This window comes from Vulcanisaeta distributa JCM 11216 (genome assembly GCF_001315985.1).
Taxonomy (GTDB): domain Archaea; phylum Thermoproteota; class Thermoprotei; order Thermoproteales; family Thermocladiaceae; genus Vulcanisaeta; species Vulcanisaeta distributa_E.
Map to the genome: position 1 here is coordinate 1 of NZ_BBBI01000049.1, position 2,897 is coordinate 2,897.

Annotated in this window: 1 rRNA gene; it reads right to left on the reverse strand. The window is 68.5% G+C overall.

From position 1 onward, the window contains the following. Positions 1-2,702, reverse strand: a 23S ribosomal RNA gene (locus JCM11216_RS20305); the annotation flags it as partial. Positions 2,703-2,897: the final 195 nt, after the last annotated feature.

Genomic DNA, 2,897 nt, shown 5'->3' on the forward strand with positions numbered 1-2,897 from the left:
CACGAGCGTTCGCTAGGCCCGGGTTTCCCCCCTGCGCCCCCCCTTGCGTTCAAGGGCGCAGTCAGCCCGGCATTTGGCCTTACCCTCTACGGCGGAGTTCTGACCCGCCTGAGCCGAGCTTTGGGCACCCCTGATATCCTTTCAGGGGGGGTGTGCCGCCCCAGCCGAACTGCCCACCCGCCGCTGTCCCCCCGGGTGCTACCCGGGGGGTTAGGGGGGGTGCGGGAGGAAGTGGGTGGTGTTTCATTGGCGCATCCGCGCGGCCCGGAGACCGCGCTTCATCGCTCCCACCTACACTATGCACCCCCCCTCCCGCACCCAACGACGGGCTGCAGTAAAGCTCCACAGGGTCTTCTCGCCCCCCCGTCGGGGGGGGTCCCAGGACTCTGCACCCGGAGGTGGGTTCGCCGGGCCCCCCCGGGCCGGGACAGTGGGGACCTCGTTGATCCATTCATGCACGCCGGAACTTACCCGGCAAGGCATTTGGCTACCTTAAGAGGGTCAGAGTTACCCCCGGCCTTCAGCGGCGCTTCGCCCGGTTGAACCCGGGTTTCACGTACCGCCAGTGGCCAGGATTCAGCCCCCCCGTACACACCCTTACGGGCTAGCGGGGGGACCTATGTTTTTGTTAAACAGTCAGGTCCCCCCCTTGTCACTGCGACCCACGGCTCCAGTGGTAACCACCAGAGCCGCGGGCACCCCCCCTTCTCCCGAAGTTACAGGGCCAATTTGCCGAGTTCCCTGGCCCGGGGTCACCCGAGCCGCCTTGGGCTTCTCACCCAGGAACACCTGTGTCGGTTCTCGGTACGGTCGTGGGGGGCTCGCTCCCCCCCACCCCCCCTTTTCATGGGCCCCCCCGGGAGTCGGGTGGACCGGGCTCAAGGCCCGGCTATTCCCGCCTTCAGCCGGTTCTCGCCATTACGGCACTCCCCCCCGGCCTTCAGCGGTTAAGCGGGGTATTCCCCCCCCGCCCACCCTATCCCGAGGCGTCGGGGGTGGGGCCTGCGTTGCCGCGAGGCCTACCCCCCCACGGCACGGGAATATTAACCCGTTTCCCTTTCGGCGGGTACCAATTAGGCCCCCCCGCCTTAGGACCGGCTAACCCATGGCTGATTGTCGTTGCCATGGAACCCTTGTCCTTTCCGGCGGAGGGGGGGGTTCCCACCCCCCCTCTTCGCTGCTACTACCACCGGGATCTGCATCGGCCACGGGTCCACCGGACCTCACGGCCCGACTTCCGCCCCCCCATGGCCGCGCCCCCCCCTACCCCCCCACGCGGACCAACGGTCCGCGGGCCGGAGTCTCGGCGGCGGGCTTGAGTCCCTAGACATCTTCGGGGCCCCCCCCGCCTCAGCGGGTAAGGTGTTACCCACTTCTTAGCCGATGGCTGCTTCTAGGCCCACGGCCCCCCCGCTGTCTTGGGCGGGGGGGGACACCCTTCTAGGTTGACACTTAGCCCGCACTTAGGGGCCTTAACCCCCCCGGTCTGGGTTGTTTCCCTCTCGGCCCTCAGGCTTACCCCCCCGAGGAACCCGCCTCCCCCCCCTTCTTCGGAGCCCACGGGTTCGGAGTTTGACCGGGGGGGACCGGGGCCTTTCGGCCCCCCCTGCATCCCCCCCGATCAGTGCTCTACCCCCCCGTGGGCTTCCTCCAGGGAGGCCGGGCTGGGACCCGCTTCGGGGGGAACCAGCTATCACCGGGCTTGGTTGGTCTTTTGCCCCCCCTAGCCCCCCCAGGTCATGGGAACGAATTGCACATCAGAACCCTTTCGGGCCTCCACGGGGCTTTCGCCCCCCCGCTTCACCCTGCCCAGGGCTAGATCGCCCGGTTTCGGGTCTCCCGCCCGTGACTACGGGCCCATTAAGACCCAGCCCCCCCTCACGGGGGTCACCCCCCCGCTACGGGCTTTTCGGTTTCCCTACGCCTTCGGGGGGGCTTAACCCCCCCCTTAGGCTCGCCACGGGCGGGAACTCCCCCCCGGCCCGTGTTTCTAGACGGAAGGGGCGACCCTGGACCCTCCCCCCCTCGTACTCCCGGGTTCACCCCCCCGGTTTCCTTCGGGGGGGAAGGGCACCCTTTCGGGCCGCCCCTCCTTTAGCCGCCCGGTTTCAGGCTCTTTTCACTCCCCCCCTTTCGGGGGGGTTCTTTTCAGCTTTCCCTCACGGTACTAGTGCGCTATCGGTCTCGGGACGTGCTTAGCCTTGGGGGGGGCCAGTGGCCCCCTGCTTCCCACGCCAAAACCAAGGCGTGGTACTCCGGGACGCCGGGACTCCGCCAGGCGGCCTTTAGCCTACGGGGGGGCTATCACCCTCTACGGCGGGGGGGCTTTCCAGCCCACTTCGGCTAGGCCGCCCCCCCGGCGGTACCCGGGCCCTCAACCCCCCCACATCTCCCCCCCACGGTTATCCCGCGGGGGGGATTTGGTTTGGGCTAACCCCCCCTTTCGGTCGCCCCCCCTACTCAGGGGGTCCCTGTTGGTTTCCCTTCCTCCCCCCCTACTAAGATGTTTCCGTTCGGGGGGGGTTCCCGCTCCGAGGAAAACCCCGGAGCGCCCAGGCCTATTCGGCCCGGGCAGGAGGCCCCATTCGGGAATCCCGGGTTCAAAGGCTGCCTGCGCCTACCCCGGGCTTATCGCAGCTTGCCACGCCCTTCCTCGGCGCCCGAGCCGAGCCATCCACCGGGCGGCTTGCTGGTGCGGGTGGTGGTTTGGTCAGGTGGGTACCACCCAACCCCCCCCTTTGAACACCCCCCCATCCCCCCCAGAGGAGGTGATCCGGCCGCAGGTTCCCCCCCTACGGCCACCTTGTTACGACTTCGCCCCCCCCTCGGGAGCCCCCCCCAACTCGTCCTCCCCCCCTCCCCCCCCAGGGGTTACCCTGGAGAGAAGAGGCCTCGTT